Raw genomic sequence first — 13,260 nt, forward strand, 5'->3', positions numbered from 1 at the left:
GCGGTGGGAACTCGGGGGCGGTACGGGGGTGCTAGGCGCGCGCGGCGGGGCTCGGCGCGGCGGCGCGGCGGGCGCCGGTGGCGGGCTGCCGGGCGATGGCCTCGCGGTAGCGCTCGGCGGTGCCGAGGGCCGCCTGCCGCCAGGTGAAGCGGGCGAGGACCCGTTCGCGTCCGGCGGCGCCCAGGCGGCGGCGGAGCGCGGCGTCGCCGAGGAGGCGCAGCAGTCCGTCGGCGAGGGCTCCGGCGTCGCCCGGCGGCACGGCGAGGCAGGTGTCGCCGTCGGGCCCGGCGACCTCGGGGATGGCGCCGCCGGTGGTGGCGAGCAGCGGGGTGCCGGTGGCCATCGCCTCGGCGGCGGGCAGCGAGAACCCTTCGTAGAGGGAGGGGACGCAGGAGATCTGGGCGCTGCGCACCAGGTCGACCAGTTCGGCGTCGGTGATGCCCTTGACGAACTCGATGGCGCCGGAGAGTCCGAGGCGTTCGACGGCGGCGGCGACCGGCCCGTCGTCGGCGCGCTTGCCGACCACGACGAGGTGGGCGTCGGGGTGCTCCGTACGGACCTTGCCGAGCGCCTCGACGAGGTGGATCAGGCCCTTGAGGGGGACGTCGGCGCTGGAGGTGGTGACGATGCGGCCGGGCACCTCGGGGACGGACGGGTCCGGGGAGAAGAGGTCGGTGTCGGCGCCGATGGGCACGACGTGGATGCGGTCGCCGCGGACGCCGAGGTCGTCGATGATCTCCTGGCGCGAGGAGCCGGAGACGGTGAGGACGGACGGCAGGCGGCGGGCGACGCGCTTCTGCATGCGGGTGAAGCCGTACCAGCGGCGGACCGAGAGGCGGCGAACCGTTCCGTCGGCGGCGGCGAGGTCGAGGCGCCGGTCGACGGTGATGGGGTGGTGGACGGTGGTGACCAGCGGGGCGCCGAGCGCGCCGGGGCCGCCGAGCAGACCGTAGCCGAGGGTCTGGTTGTCGTGGACGACGTCGAACTCGCCGCGGCGGGCGGCGAGGTGACGGCGGGCCCGCAGCGAGAAAGTGAGCGGCTCGGGGAAGCCGCCGGTCCACATGGTGGCGACCTCCAGCGCGTCGACCCAGTCGCGGTACTCGCCGCGCTTCGGCGTGCGGAACGGGTCGGGCTGGCGGTAGAGGTCGAGGCTGGGCAGTTCGGTGAGCGGGACGCCCTCGTCGAGCACCGGGTAGGGCTGGGCGCCGATGACCTCGACGGTGTGTCCGAGGCGGGCCAGTTCGCGGGAGAGGTGGCGTACGTAGACGCCCTGCCCGCCGCAGAACGGGTTCCCCTTGTACGTCAGCATCGCGATGCGGAGGGGGTCGTCGCCGTGCGGCCGGGCGGTGGTGGAGGGAGCGCCACCGGGGCGGGGCGTCGCTGCCTGGACGGCCTCTGCGGTCACGCGCGGCCCCCTTTTCCTCACTGGACGTCCGCCGGAGCGTAACCGCTGGCGGTAATCTAGAACAAGTTTCAGAACTGAAGAGCTACTGATCAGTTCACGAGCTGTTGAATCTACCGGCCGGTCACGGAGCCAGAGGAGCCGCATCGGGTGATTCGCGCCACGGCCGGGGCCCCTGCCATGCTGTGCCGATCGCACCACCGGCACAGCACCGCATCGCGGACGAAATGCCACGGAATGGGACATATGACTACGGAATCCAGGGCGGCCAGGCCGGCACTTCCCGCGAGTCCACCCCTGACCGAACGTCAGGAGGCGCGGCGCCGACGCATCCTGCACACCAGCGCCCGGCTGGCCGGCCGCGGCGGCTTCGACGCCGTCCAGATGCGCGAGGTCGCCGAATCCTCCGGCGTCGCCCTCGGCACCCTCTACCGCTACTTCCCGTCCAAGGTGCACCTGCTGGTCGCCACCATGCAGGACCAGCTCCAACACCTGCACACCACGCTCCGCAAACGCCCGCCGTCCGACGAGGACCCCGGCGCCCGCGTCGCCCAGACCCTGATGCGGGCCTTCCGCGCCCTGCAACGCGAACCCCACCTGGCCGACGCCATGGTGCGCGCCCTCACTTTCGCCGACCGCTCCGTCAGCCCCGAGGTCGACACCGTCTCCCGCCTCACCACCACGATCATCCTCGACGCCATGGGCCTAGACGGCCCGCCCACCCCCGAACAGCTCTCCGCCGTCCGCGTCATCGAACACACCTGGCACTCCGCCCTGATCACCTGGCTCTCGGGCCGCGCCTCGATCGCCCAGGTCAAGATCGACATCGAGATGGCCTGCCGGCTGATCGCAGTCACGGCCGGCGGGGGCGGGGACGAGGCGGGGGCCGGGAACGGGACTGCGGCGGGGAATGGGACTGCGGCCGGGGCCGGGGCCGGGAGGTAGAGGGGGCGTTCGGTTCGGTTCGGGCGAGGGGGAGCTGTCGGTGGGGTGGCTTCGGTGGCGCTCGGGCTGGGGTGCTTGGGCGGGCTGGGGTTGGGGCGCCTCGGTGGCGGTGGGGTGGTTGGCTTCGGTGGGGGTTGGCTTCGGCGCCGATCGCGCAGAGGTGCCTGGGCGTCGGTGGGCGGTTGGGTGCCGGTGGGCGGTTGGCTTCCGCGGCGCTCGGGCGCGATCGCCTCGGCGGTGGGGCGGTTGGCTTCCGCCGCGCCGTGAAGGGTTCCTTCCGGTGGGGGCCGGGGTAGTTGGCCCGCAAGGGGGCCTCCCGACCCCTACGGGATGCGCCCTACGGGTCCCGGCCGAACCCGCCCGGCCGCCGTACGGAAGACGCCCCGCCCCCTCCCCCGCAGCTCCGCACAAACGACGCAGGGCCCGACGCCGTTCGCGTCGGGCCCTGCGTGCGGTGCGTATCCCCCGCGCCGCCGTGTTCCGCCTGCCTGCTACTTCTGGATCGGCGGGCAGGAACCGCTCTCCTCGCCGACCGAGTTGATCTCGGCGTTGGAGCGCGGGTCACCCGCGTAGTTGATCTGGTCGGTGCACTTCACGCCGGGCTTCTTCGGCGTACCGACCGGCTTGGCGCCCTTCTCCGGCGCCGGGCAGTGACCCGTCTGCTCCCCGATGGAGTTGATCTCCGCGTTGGACCGCGAGTCGTTCTTGATCTGATCCGTGCACTTCACACCGGACTTGTTGGGCGTCTTGGCCGCCGCGCCGCCCGCGGAGCCCTGACCGGCCTTGGCGGTGGCGGAACCGCCGCCGTCCGCGGGCGCCTCGGCGGAGGACGAGGAGGAGGACGCCGAGGAGGACGAGGTGTCGGTGCCGCCGTCCTGGCAGGCGGTGAGCCCGAATGCGGCGATGGTGATCACCATGGCGGCAGCGGCCTTACGAGCGTAGCGGCGGGTGGGGTGCGACACGTTCTTCCCGATCTCTCCGAGGGTTCCGGCTTCTGAGGACAAGAGTGCCGAGCCTCGCTGATGCTTCGCCGACGTACGGGTAACGCGCCACTAACGTCCGACGGGAGGCGGGGTGGGGGCCGGGGTGTCTGTCGCGGGAGCGGGCCCGGTGGTGGCGTCCCGTACGGGGGATCCCGTAGGGGTCGGGAGGCCCCCTTGCGGGCCAACTACCCACCTCAACAGCGGATTTACCCACTCCGGCCCAACGACCTCACGCCCCGACCGCACCCGCCTCCGCGGCCCCTCCTCCCCCTTGGCACCTCACTCCTTGGGCCCCTCACCTTTGGCCCCTCGCTCTTGGCCCCTCAGCCCCGAACCTCACCCTTCCCCTCGCGGCACTCCCCCTTCACCCCACCCCGATCACACCCCGGGCACCGCCTCCCCTCAACTCACCGCTCCTCCCCCCCCACTCACCCCTCCTCCGGTGGGAAGACCGCCTTCCCGCCGCCCGCCAGCGTGATGATGATCGCTTCCACCGGGCAGCTCTCGGCTGCTGCCAGGACGGGGTCCGTGGCGTCCGTTTCGGGGGTCGACGGGTGGGACTGGCGGGCGGTGTCGAGGCGGAAGTGGTCGGGGGCGGTGGCGGCGCACATGCCGGAGCCGATGCAGACGCCGCGGTCGACGTCCACGTGCCAGCGGTCGCCCATCACGCACCTGCCGGGAGGTGGATCATCTTGTGCTCCAGGTATTCGCCGAAGCCCTCGGGGCCGAATTCGCGGCCGATGCCGGAGTTCTTGTAGCCGCCGAACGGGCCGAGCATGTCGATGCTGAAGGTGTTCACGGAGTAGGTGCCGGTACGGACGCGGCGGGCGAGGTCGATGCCGCGGTCGGTGTCGGCGGTCCACACGGAGCCGGACAGGCCGTACTCGGAGTCGTTGGCGATGCGGACCGCCTCCGCCTCGTCCTCGTACGGGAGCAGGCAGATCACCGGGCCGAAGATCTCCTCGCGGGCGATGCGCATGGCGGGGGTGACGTCGCCGAAGAGGGTGGGTTCGACGTACCAGCCGGTGGGTTGGGAGGACGGGACGGAGCCACCGGCGAGGAGCTTGGCGCCCTCCTGGCGGCCGAGGGCGATGTAGTCGAGGGAGCGTTGCTGCTGGCGGCGGGCGACGAGGGGGCCGAGTTCGGTGGCGGGGTCGAGGGGGTCGCCGACGGTCAGCCCGTCGGCGGCGGCGGCGAACCGTTCGGCGATCTCGTCGTAGTGGGAGCGCGGGGCGAGGATGCGGGTCTGGGCGACGCACGCCTGACCGTTGATCATCCAGGCGAACGGGGTGATCCCGGCGACCGCGGCGTCGAGGTCGGCGTCGGGCAGGATCACCGCGGCGGATTTGCCGCCCAACTCCAGGGTGACGCGGCTGAGGTTGCGGGCGGCGACCTCCATGACGCGTTTACCGGCGGCGACGGAGCCGGTGAACGACACCTTGTCGACGCCGGGGTGGCCGACGAGGTATTCGCTGACCTCGCGGTCGGCGGGGAGGATCGACAGGACGCCCGGCGGCAGGCCCGCCTCCGTCGCGATGTCGGCGAGGAGGTACGCGTCGAGCGGGGTCTCCGGCGAGACCTTGAGGACGACGGAGCAGCCCGCGAGGAGGGCGGGGGCGAGTTTGGCGGCGGCGGTGAACTGCGGGACGTTCCAGGGGACGACCGCGGCGACGACTCCGACGGGTTCGCGGCGGACGAGCAGCGGGCCGAGGACGCCGGTGCGACGTTCCTCGAAGGGGAAGTCGCGGGCGACGGTCAGCGCGGCGTCCCAGGCCAGCATCGCGGCGAGTGCCTGGACCATCACGCCGGAGGTGTAGGGGGTGCCGTTCTCGGCGCTGATGACCTTGGCGATCTCCTCGCTGCGGACGGCGACGGCGTCCTTGATGCGGGTGACCACCGCGATCCGTTCGTCGAGCGGGGCGTCTGCCCAGACGCCGGAGTCGAAGGAGGTACGGGCGGCGGTGACGGCGCGGTCGACGTCGGTGCGGGTGGCGTGCGGGACGCGGCCGATGAGTTGTTCGGTGTGCGGGGAGATCACGTCGAGGGTGTCGGTCCCGGCGGGGTCGACGAGTGCCCCGCCTATGTAGAGCTTGCCGTGTTCGACGAGGTCGCTCATGGCTGCCGCCTCCCGCGGTCGGCGCCCCGTCCGGTGTGCGGGAGCGGGGCGGTGACTTCCGTCAACTGGCTGCGCGTCATGCGTGTCCGGCGCCGTCACGGTCCGTCCGCCGGGTCGGGCGGGGCGGCATCCGCGATTCTGACGGCGCGTCAGTTATGGGTCGTTGAACTGATACCACCTACCGGAGCAGGAGTCCACAGGACCTCCGGGAACCGGCGGCGGGGCCCCGCGCCGACACCGTTCCCGCGATCCCGATCCGTTGAAACGCGTTCTAGTTATAGTGACGTGGCGTACCGGTCCACGGCGGTCCGGCGCGGGCGTACGGACGTGAACCCGACGGGCAGGCACACCGAGAGGGGACCGGGATGACGCAGGTGACCGACCACCGGGGCGGGGTGTGGAGCATCTCCGTGCCGCTGCCCGGCAATCCGCTCGGCCACACCCTCGTCCACCTCCTGGAGACCGACCGCGGGCCGGTGCTCATCGACACCGGCTGGGACGACCCCGCCTCCTGGGACGCGCTGACCGCCGGGATCACCGCCTGCGGCTTCGCCGTCGCCGACGTCCACGGGGTGCTGCTCACCCACCACCACCCCGACCACCACGGGCTGTCCGCCGCGGTGCGGGAGGCGTCCGGTGCCTGGATCGCGATGCACGAGGCGGACGCCGACGTCGTCCGGCGCACCCGGGAGGCGCGGCCCGCGGTGTGGCGGGCGCAGCTGGCCGCGAGGCTGGCCGCCGCCGGGGCGCCGGAGGAGCACCTCGCGCCGTTGCGGACGGCGCGAGGTGGGGAGCTGCCCGGCGGGCGGGCGGCGGTGCCGGACCGGCACATCGCCCCGGGTGAGCTGGTGGCGCTGTCCGGTCGCCGGTTGCGCGCGGTCTGGACGCCGGGGCACACGCCCGGGCATGTCTGTCTGCATCTGGAGGAGGCGCATCTGGAGCGGGCGCCGGGGGCGCGCGGGGAGGGTCCGGGCGCCGGGTTCGGGCGGCTGTTCTCCGGTGATCATCTGCTGCCGGGGATCAGCCCGCACATCGGGGTGTACGAGGGGGCGGGCGAGGCGCCGGGCGATCCGCTGGGCGACTATCTCGGGTCGCTGGAGCGGGTGGCGCGGCTCGCCCCGGCGGAGGTGCTGCCCGCCCATCAGCATCCGTTCGCCGATGCGGCGGGCCGGGCGCGGGAGCTGCTGGCGCACCACGAGGCGCGGCTGGCCGGGCTGGTGCGGCTGCTGGCGGAGCCGTTGACGCTGTGGCAGCTGACGGTGGCGATGGAGTGGAACCGCCCGTGGGAGCGGATCCCGTACGCCTCGCGGAACATCGCGGTGGCGGAGGCGGAGGCGCATCTGCGGCGGCTGACGGTGCTGGGCCGGGCGGCGGCGGTCCCGGGGGCGGACCCGGTGACATACCGGGCGGTGTGAGGCGTACGACACGGCGGGGCGGGCCACGGGGGACGGACCGCCTCCGCGCCCCGGGGGCGGCGGGGTGCGGGGCGGCGGTCCCGCCCCGTGGCCCGGGGGCCCGGTCGGGTGACCGCTAAAATGTGCGGACAACTCCATGCGTGCCCGATCGGGGGAAGCCGGTGGAAATCCGGCGCTGACCCGCAACCGTCAGGGCGGAGGTGCGCCGGGTGCGCGCCCCGTCCGAGCCGGAACACCCGAGGGGGCGCGACAAGGCTCCCGCCACCGGCGGGCCGCGCGCAGCGGCCGGACCGGTGGCGGCACCGTCGAGGTATACGGAGCTGAGCCCGGTGCCACCGCGTACGGCCCCGGCCGCCGCGCGGGTGGACGGCCCGACCGCGGCCCCCACCCCGCGACGCCCCGAGCGATCCGACTGAGAGGCACCGACCATGGCCCCCCTGGCCCCTTCCCGCGCCGCCCTGCTGCGCCGCGCCGCCGTGGTGTGCGCCGCGGCGCTCGTTCCGGTCGCGGCGACCGCGTCCACCGCGACCGCCGCTCCGGCGCCGTCCCCCCACAAGCTGCCCGCGGGCCTGTACGGCTCCGGTGATCCGCAGTACGACGGCGTGTGGCGGCAGTCGCTGGCGCTCCTCGCCCAGCACACCGTGCGGGTCGAGCCCGCCGCGGCGGCCGTGGACTGGCTGACCGGCCAGCAGTGCGCCGACGGCTCGTTCACCGCGTACCGCGCCGACACCACGAAGGCGTGCGGCGCCTCGACGATGCGGGACACCAACCAGACGGGCGCGGCGGTGCAGGCGCTGGCGGCGCTCGGCGGGCACGGCGCGACGGTGGAGAAGGCGGTGCACTGGCTGAGGTCGGTGCAGAACGACGACGGCGGCTGGCCGTCGATGCCGGGGTCGGCGAGCGACGCCAACTCCACCGCGGTGGTCATCGGCGCGCTCACCGCGGCGGGCCAGGACCCGGCGAAGGTCGAGTCGCCGAAGGGCCACACGCCGTACGAGGGGCTGTTGACGTTCCGGCTCGGGTGCGCGGTGAAGCCCGCCGAGCGGGGCGCGTTCACCTTCCAGCTCAAGGGCGCGGCGGCCAACGCGGACGCCTCGGCCGCCGCGGCGACCGGTGCGCTCGGCAAGGGCTTCGTCGTCCCGGCGGCGGGCGCGGACGCGGACACGCCGGTGGCCGCGCCGGAGTGCGGTGACGGGAAGAAGGAGCCGTCCGGGGCGGACGCGGACGCGCTGCGGCGGGCCGCGTCGGGGGCGAGCGCGTATCTGGTGAAGGAGATGGACGCCCACGGGCAGCATCTGATGTCGGCGATGCCGGGCGCGAAGCCGCAGCCGGACGTCGGGAACACCGCGGACTCGGTGGTGGCGCTGGCCGCCGGTGGGCACGGCGCGGCGGCGCGGAAGCCGCTGGCGTGGCTGGAGAAGAACGGTCCGGCGTGGGCGAAGCCGGCCGGTCCCGCGGCCTATGCGCAGCTGGTCCTCGCGGCGCACGCCACGGGCACCGACCCGCGGAACTTCGGCGGTACGGACCTGGTGGCGGCGTTGAACGCGACCGGCCCGAAGCCGTCCGCGACCGCGGAGAAGCCGGTGCCGCAGGAGAAGGGCACCGGGTCGATCAGCGCATGGTGGCTGGTGCCGGTGGGGCTCGCCGCGGGTGCCGGGATCGGGTTCCTGATGAGCGCCCGCCGGAAGCGCGGACAGTGATGCGGCGGTCGCGGTGGGCCGGTGCGCTGGCGCTGGCCGGGGCGGCGCTGGTGCCGGTCGCGGGTCCGGCGCACGCCCAGGGGCAGGCGTACCGGTACTGGTCGTTCTGGGACGGCGCCGACGGGAAGTGGGCGTACGCGACGCAGGGTCCGGCGACGCTGCGGCCCGCGGACGGCGCGGTGACCGGTTTCCGGTTCACGGTGAGCGCGGAGTCGTCCGCGGTGGACCGGCCGTCGGCGGCGGCCGATTTCGGGAAGCTGTGTTCCGGGACGCCGCGGAAGTCCGGGACGAAGCGGGTCGGCGTGGTCGTCGACTTCGGGACGGCGGCGGACGCGCCGGACGGTGAGCGGCCACCGAAGGAGCGGGCCGCGTGTGCGCGGGTGCCCGAGGACGCGTCGGCCGGTGAGGCGCTGGCCGCGGTGGCGAAGCCGCTGCGGTACGACGCGCAGGGGCTGCTGTGCGGGGTCGCCGGGTACCCGAGGTCGGGGTGCGCGGAGCAGGTCGGCGGCGCCGGGACGGCCAAGCCGAAGGCGTCGGCGTCGGGGGAACCGGCGGCCGGGGCGGACGGTGACGGCGGTCCGTCGGCCGGGCTGATCGGTGGCGGCGCGGCGGTCGTGGTGCTGGGGGCGGCGGCGGTGTGGCAGACCCGCCGCCGTCGCGGATGAGGGCGCCGCGGGCCACCCGGAGCACGGCGCTGCACGCGGGAGCCTGGTGGTTGTGGGCGCTGGGGCTGGCCGCGGCGGCGTCGCGGACGACCAATCCGCTGCTGCTGGCGCTGCTGGTCGCGGTGGCCGGATATGTCGTGGCGGCGCGCCGGACGGATGCGCCGTGGGCCCGGTCGTACGGCGCGTTCGTGAAGCTGGGGCTGCTGGTGCTGGGCATCCGGCTGGTCTTCGCGTTCCTGCTGGGGTCGCCGATCCCGGGGACGCACACCCTGGTGACGCTGCCGGAGCTGCCGCTGCCCGACTGGGCGCAGGGCGTCCGGGTCGGCGGCCGGGTCACCGCCGAGGGCATGGTCTTCGCCCTCTACGACGGGCTGAAGCTGGCCACCCTGCTGATCTGTGTGGGCGCCGCGAACGCCCTGGCGAGCCCGGCGCGGCTGCTGAAGTCGCTGCCGGGGGCGCTGTACGAGGCGGGGGTGGCGGTGGTGGTGGCGATGACGTTCGCGCCGCATCTGGTCGCCGATGTGCAGCGGCTGCGGGCGGCGCGGCGGCTGCGCGGCCGCCCGGACCGCGGGTTCGCGGCGCTGCTCCAGGTGGGGCTGCCGGTGCTGGAGGGCGCGTTGGAGCGTTCGGTGGCGCTGGCCGGGGCGATGGACGCCCGCGGGTACGGGCGCCGGGCCGAGGTGCCGCGCGCGGTGCGGCGGACCACGGCGGTGCTGACGCTCGGCGGGCTGCTGGGCGTGTGCGCCGGGACGTACGGTCTGCTGGCGCAGGCGGGTGCGGGCCTGGGGCTGCCGCTGCTGATCGCCGGGCTGGTGGCGGCGCTGGCCGGACTGTGGCTGGGTGGCCGCCGCTCGGTGCGGACCCGGTACCGGCCCGAGCGGTGGGGCGCGCGGGCCTGGCTGGTGGCGGGTTCGGGGGTGGCGGTGGCGGCGCTGCTGATCGCGGCGGGCGGCTACGCCCCCGAGGCGCTGCACCCGTCGGCGGTGCCGCTGGCCGCGCCGCGGCTGCCGCTGTGGCCGGCGCTCTCCGTCCTCGTCGGGCTGCTGCCCGCGTGGGTGGCGCCGCGTCCGGCGGACCTGACCGGACGGGACACGGACGACGGCGGTCCCGGCGCGGGGCCGGACGGCGGGGGCCGGGAACGGGCCGCCGGGCGGGCGCGGTCCGCCGACGGGGAAGGGTCCGTCGGCCCGGAGCCCGCCGCGTCCGCCGTCGGCGGGGTGCCGGGCGGCGGCCGGGAGCGGTTCGTCGGCCGGGCGCCCGCCCGCCGGGAGCGCCCCGCCCGCGGTGTCCGTCCCCTCTCCCCCACCCGCCCCACGAAGGAGCGCGCCCAGTGATCCGGTTCGAACAGGTCTCGATCACCTACGGCGAGGCGTCCGCGCCCGCCGTGCGGGGGGTCGACCTGACCGTCGCCGAGGGGGAGCTGTGTCTTCTCGTCGGCCCCTCCGGTGTCGGTAAGTCGACACTGCTGAACGCGGTGTGCGGGCTGGTGCCGCACTTCACCGGCGGCACGCTCCGCGGCCGCGTCACCGTCGCCGGGCGCGACACCCGCACCCACGCCCCGCGCGAACTCGCCGACGTCGTCGGCACCGTCGGCCAGGACCCGCTGGACCGGTTCGTCACCGACACCGTCGAGGACGAGCTGGCGTACGGCATGGAGTCGCTGGGGCTTGCGCCGGACGTGATGCGGCGCCGGGTCGAGGAGACGCTGGATCTGCTGGGGCTGGCCGGGCTGCGGGACCGCGCGCTGACCACCCTCTCCGGCGGGCAGCAACAGCGGGTGGCGATCGGGTCGGTGCTGACCGCCCACCCCAAGGTGCTGGTCCTCGACGAGCCGACGTCCGCGCTGGACCCGGCAGCCGCCGAGGAGGTCCTCGCCGTGCTCCAGCGCCTCGTCCACGACCTGGGGACGACGGTGCTGCTCGCCGAACACCGCCTGGAGCGGGTGGTGCACTACGCCGACCAGGTCATCCTGATGCCGGGGCCGGGCGCCGCTCCACGGCAGGGCCCGCCCGCCGCGATGATGGCGCACTCCCCCGTCCGGCCGCCGGTCGTCGATCTCGGGGCGCTGGCCGGGTGGTCGCCGCTGCCGCTGTCGGTCCGCGACGCCCGCCGCCGCTCCCCCGAACTGCGCGCCCGCCTCGCGGGGACGGAACCGCGCCCGCCGGAGGTTCCCGGACCGCCGCCCGGGGCGCCCGCGCCTGTGGCCCGCACCCGCCGTCCGCGGCGGACCGGGCTGCTGCGGCGGCGCGCCGCCGACCGTGCGCCGGACGGTGCCGCGCCCGGGGCGCCGCTCGCCGAGGTGCGGCGGCTGGCCGTCCGCCGCGGCCGGGTCGAGGCGCTGCGCTCCGTCGAGCTGACCGTCGGCGCCGGGGAGACGGTGGCGCTGATGGGCCGTAACGGCGCCGGGAAGTCGACGCTGCTGGGCTCCCTGGTCGGGCTGCACACCCCGGCGTCCGGCTCGGTCACCGTCGGCGGCGCCGTGCCGCACCGCACCGCGCCGGGCACGCTGGTCCGGCACGTCGGGCTGGTGCCGCAGGAGCCGCAGGATCTGCTGTACGCGGACACCGTCGCCGCCGAGTGCGCCGCCGCCGACCGGGACGCGGACGCCCCGGCGGGCACCTGCCGGGCGCTGGTCGCGCGGCTGCTGCCCGGGGTGTCGGACGCGACGCACCCGCGGGATCTGTCCGAGGGGCAGCGGCTGACGCTGGCGCTGGCCGTGGTGCTGACCGCGCGACCGCCGCTGCTGCTGCTCGACGAGCCGACCCGCGGCCTGGACTACGCGGCCAAGGCGCGGCTGGTCGAGGTGTTGCGGGAGCTGGCGGCGGAGGGGCACGGCATCGTCCTCGCCACCCACGACGTGGAACTCGCCGCCGAACTGGCCCGGCGGGTCGTCATCCTGGCGGGCGGGGAGATCGTCGCCGACGGGCCGACCGAGGAGGTCGTGGTCTCCTCGCCCGCGTTCGCCCCGCAGGTCGCGAAGGTCCTCGCGCCGCTGCCGTGGCTGACGGTGCCGCAGGTGGCCCGCGCCCTGGAGGCCACCCCGTGACCGCCGTACGGGATCCCGCCACGGGCGCGGGGCGGCAGGCGCGGGCGGTGCGGCTCGGGCCCCGGTCCGTCGTCGCGCTGGCGCTGGTCTCGGCGACGGGGGTGATGGCGTTCGGCTGGCCGCTGCTGGCCACCTCCGCCTCCGGGCTCGCGCACTCCGCGGACGCGCCGTGGCTCTTCGCCGCGCTGCTGCCGATGCTGCTGGCCGTGGTGGTGGCGACGATCGGGGACTCCGGTCTGGACGCCAAGGCCATCGCGATGCTCGGCGTCCTGGCCGCGGCGGGCGCCGCGCTGCGCCCGCTCGGTGCGGGCACCGCGGGCATCGAGCCGATGTTCTTCCTGATGGTGCTGGCCGGACGGGTGCTGGGCCCCGGCTTCGGGTTCGTCCTGGGCTCGGTGGCGATGTTCGCCTCGGCGCTGCTGACCGGCGGCGTCGGGCCGTGGATGCCGTTCCAGATGCTGTCGATGGGCTGGGTGTCGATGGGCGCCGGGCTGCTGCCGGGCCCCGACCGGCTCCGCGGTCGCCGCGAACTGGCGCTGCTCGCCGGGTACGGGGCGGTGGCCGCGGTCGGCTACGGCCTGGTGATGAACCTCCAGGGCTGGCCGTACATCGCCGGGCTGGCCTCGGGCGTCTCGTTCGTGCCCGGCGATCCGCTCGCCGACAACCTGGCCCGTTACCTGGCGTACTGCCTGGCGACCTCCCTCGGCTGGGACCTGCCGCGCGCGGCGGTCACGGTGATCTTGACCCTCACCGTCGGCGGCCCGCTGCTGAAGGCGCTACGCCGGGCGACCCGGCGGGCGGCGTTCGACGCGGCGGCGGAGTTCGACGCCCCGGCGGAGCGCACGACGGCGACCGAGGGGGCGTCTCCCACGGCGGTACCGGACGGGGCGGCCCCCCGTCCGGCGCCCGACGGGGGCGGGACCCGCGGGGCGTGACGGGCGGGGTGTGACGGGCGGGGAGCCTGCGCCCGACCGCCCGGCCGCCCGAC

Annotated in this window: 11 protein-coding genes and 1 riboswitch; of the genes, 7 read left to right on the forward strand and 4 right to left on the reverse strand. The window is 75.5% G+C overall.

The features are described 5' to 3' along the window. Positions 1 to 31: 31 nt before the first annotated feature. Positions 32 to 1,405, reverse strand: a complete 1,374-nt coding sequence (locus IF23_RS0123005; protein WP_030286662.1) for a glycosyltransferase family 4 protein — start codon at positions 1,403 to 1,405, stop codon at positions 32 to 34. A gap of 243 nt (positions 1,406 to 1,648) precedes the next feature. On the opposite strand from IF23_RS0123005, the gene IF23_RS0123010 reads away from it, so the two are divergent. Continuing rightward, positions 1,649 to 2,347, forward strand: a complete 699-nt coding sequence (locus IF23_RS0123010; protein ID WP_037679371.1) for a TetR family transcriptional regulator — start codon at positions 1,649 to 1,651, stop codon at positions 2,345 to 2,347. A gap of 491 nt (positions 2,348 to 2,838) precedes the next feature. Here IF23_RS0123010 and IF23_RS0123015 read toward each other — a convergent pair whose 3' ends face one another. The 3 genes from IF23_RS0123015 to IF23_RS0123025 form a co-directional block, all read right to left on the reverse strand. Further along, positions 2,839 to 3,309, reverse strand: a complete 471-nt coding sequence (locus tag IF23_RS0123015) for a hypothetical protein (RefSeq protein ID WP_030286665.1) — start codon at positions 3,307 to 3,309, stop codon at positions 2,839 to 2,841. Positions 3,310 to 3,758: 449 nt separating this feature from the next. Beyond that, a complete protein-coding gene (locus tag IF23_RS0123020) occupies positions 3,759 to 3,995 on the reverse strand; it encodes a ferredoxin (RefSeq protein ID WP_030286667.1) in 237 nt (78 codons plus the stop codon). Further along, positions 3,995 to 5,446 (reverse strand): aldehyde dehydrogenase, encoded by a 1,452-nt coding sequence (locus IF23_RS0123025; RefSeq protein WP_030286670.1) that lies wholly within the window; start codon positions 5,444 to 5,446, stop codon positions 3,995 to 3,997. The genes IF23_RS0123020 and IF23_RS0123025 overlap by 1 nt, the downstream gene beginning before the upstream one ends. A 365-nt stretch (positions 5,447 to 5,811) precedes the next feature. On the opposite strand from IF23_RS0123025, the gene IF23_RS0123030 reads away from it, so the two are divergent. The 6 genes from IF23_RS0123030 to IF23_RS0123055 all read left to right on the forward strand — a co-directional run bounded on the left by IF23_RS0123030 (position 5,812) and on the right by IF23_RS0123055 (position 13,207). Further along, complete coding sequence (locus IF23_RS0123030) at positions 5,812 to 6,861, forward strand: Strvi_7410 family MBL fold metallo-hydrolase (RefSeq protein ID WP_030286672.1); 1,050 nt, start codon at positions 5,812 to 5,814, stop codon at positions 6,859 to 6,861. Between the two features lie 152 nt (positions 6,862 to 7,013). Then, positions 7,014 to 7,098, forward strand: a riboswitch (cobalamin riboswitch). A gap of 191 nt (positions 7,099 to 7,289) precedes the next feature. Beyond that, a complete protein-coding gene (locus IF23_RS0123035) occupies positions 7,290 to 8,561 on the forward strand; it encodes an SCO2321 family membrane protein (protein ID WP_030286675.1) in 1,272 nt (423 codons plus the stop codon). After that, the gene (locus IF23_RS0123040) at positions 8,561 to 9,226 is read left to right on the forward strand and encodes an SCO2322 family protein (protein WP_030286676.1); all 666 of its coding nucleotides are present in this window, start codon (positions 8,561 to 8,563) and stop codon (positions 9,224 to 9,226) included. The genes IF23_RS0123035 and IF23_RS0123040 overlap by 1 nt, the downstream gene beginning before the upstream one ends. Then, entirely contained in the window at positions 9,199 to 10,560 is a 1,362-nt protein-coding gene (locus IF23_RS0123045; protein ID WP_425423874.1) for a CbiQ family ECF transporter T component, read from the forward strand. The genes IF23_RS0123040 and IF23_RS0123045 overlap by 28 nt, the downstream gene beginning before the upstream one ends. Beyond that, complete coding sequence (locus IF23_RS0123050) at positions 10,557 to 12,272, forward strand: ABC transporter ATP-binding protein (RefSeq protein ID WP_030286680.1); 1,716 nt, start codon at positions 10,557 to 10,559, stop codon at positions 12,270 to 12,272. Before IF23_RS0123045 ends, IF23_RS0123050 begins: the two co-directional genes overlap by 4 nt. A gap of 104 nt (positions 12,273 to 12,376) precedes the next feature. Then, positions 12,377 to 13,207, forward strand: coding sequence for an ECF transporter S component (locus IF23_RS0123055; protein WP_425423879.1), 831 nt, complete (start codon positions 12,377 to 12,379; stop codon positions 13,205 to 13,207). The last annotated feature ends 53 nt before the right edge of the window (positions 13,208 to 13,260 follow it).

This window comes from Streptomyces catenulae (assembly GCF_000718015.1).
Lineage (GTDB): Bacteria > Actinomycetota > Actinomycetes > Streptomycetales > Streptomycetaceae > Streptomyces > Streptomyces catenulae.

Bases quoted from the DNA above. Each gene is read 5' to 3' on its own strand.
- IF23_RS0123010 (WP_037679371.1), top strand. From the start codon at position 1,649: ATGACTACGGAATCCAGGGCGGCCAGGCCGGCACTTCCCGCGAGTCCA.
- IF23_RS0123020 (WP_030286667.1), bottom strand. From the start codon at position 3,995: ATGGGCGACCGCTGGCACGTGGACGTCGACCGCGGCGTCTGCATCGGC.
- IF23_RS0123025 (WP_030286670.1), bottom strand. From the start codon at position 5,446: ATGAGCGACCTCGTCGAACACGGCAAGCTCTACATAGGCGGGGCACTC.
- IF23_RS0123030 (WP_030286672.1), top strand. From the start codon at position 5,812: ATGACGCAGGTGACCGACCACCGGGGCGGGGTGTGGAGCATCTCCGTG.
- IF23_RS0123035 (WP_030286675.1), top strand. From the start codon at position 7,290: ATGGCCCCCCTGGCCCCTTCCCGCGCCGCCCTGCTGCGCCGCGCCGCC.
- IF23_RS0123040 (WP_030286676.1), top strand. From the start codon at position 8,561: ATGCGGCGGTCGCGGTGGGCCGGTGCGCTGGCGCTGGCCGGGGCGGCG.
- IF23_RS0123055 (WP_425423879.1), top strand. From the start codon at position 12,377: ATGGCGTTCGGCTGGCCGCTGCTGGCCACCTCCGCCTCCGGGCTCGCG.